Genomic DNA, 1109 nt, shown 5'->3' with positions numbered 1-1109 from the left:
AAGCTATCAGGACGTGCGCGAACTGCTGGCCAATTTCCGCTCCAAGCTGGGGCCGGGTGAGCTGCGCGGCGCGATTCATGACACGATTTCGCGCTTTACACGGCAGACCGGCATTGAGGTCGACCTAGGCTACAACGATCATGCCGGGCAACCGCTTCCGCCCGAACAGCAGCTGCAGATTGTCTTCATCGTGCAGGAAGCCCTGAGCAATATCCGCAAGCATGCCCACGCCAGCGAGGTGCGCGTTCGGATCGACAATGATCGCGACTTTAGGCTGGAGATTCTGGACAATGGCGACGGATTTGACTTACAGGAAGTGCAGCAGCGCGGCGAAGTGCATGTAGGGCTCAATATCATGCGCGAACGTGCTGCCAGCCTGCATGCCGGACTCACCATCGATTCATCACCCGGTCAGGGTACCCGCATCGCCCTGTCCTTGCAGCGAGATGAACGGCAGATTGCCTGACCCGACCATAAACGACCGGACACCATGACCACCACCATGCCGATACGTGTACTCCTGATTGACGACCATGCCTTGTTTCGTTCGGGCATCCGCTTATTGCTGCAACGGAACGAGGACTTTGAAGTCGTGGCCGAAGCCGCAGACGGCCACGAAGGCGTGAAGCGCGCCCACCAGCTTGCACCCGATGTGATTCTGCTTGATCTGAACATGCCGGGCCTGTCGGGACTGGAAACCCTGCACCTGCTTCAGCAGGAAGCCCCCGCCAGCGCCGTGGTGGTGCTCACCGTTTCGGAAGAAACCGACGAGCTGACCACCGCCCTGCAATCCGGTGCGCGCGGCTATCTGCTGAAAAATATCGATGCCGAGTTTCTGTTTGATAGCGTGCGCCGTGCAGCACGGGGCGAAGCCGTGATTGCGCCGGGCATGACATTGAAGCTGGTGCAGCAGGTGCAATCCCAGACCCCGCGTGCAGCCATTCCCATTCCGGCCGACACCCCGCCTGCCATCGATCAGGCTCATAAATCGCCAGACAAACTCACCGCACGCGAACGCGAAATTGCGGCGTTTCTGGCGCGTGGCGAAAGCAACAAGATGATCGCCCGCCACCTCGATCTGTCGGAAAGCACCGTAAAAATCCACGTGC

The 1109-nt window shown here is 59.6% G+C and carries 2 protein-coding genes; both read left to right on the top strand.

Going from position 1 to position 1109, the window contains the following annotated elements:
• On the top strand, window positions 1-466 hold a 466-nt coding region (locus KSF73_17295; GenBank protein MBV1777476.1), incomplete at its 5' end, for an ATP-binding protein.
• A gap of 36 nt (window positions 467-502) precedes the next feature.
• Window positions 503-1109, top strand: a 607-nt coding sequence (locus tag KSF73_17290; GenBank protein ID MBV1777475.1) for a response regulator, incomplete at its 3' end; no start/stop codon positions are given.

The sequence above is a fragment of the Burkholderiaceae bacterium DAT-1 genome, assembly GCA_019084025.1.
Classification (GTDB): Bacteria; Pseudomonadota; Gammaproteobacteria; order Burkholderiales; family Chitinimonadaceae; genus DAT-1.
This window is presented reverse-complemented; position numbering and strand designations above follow the sequence as displayed.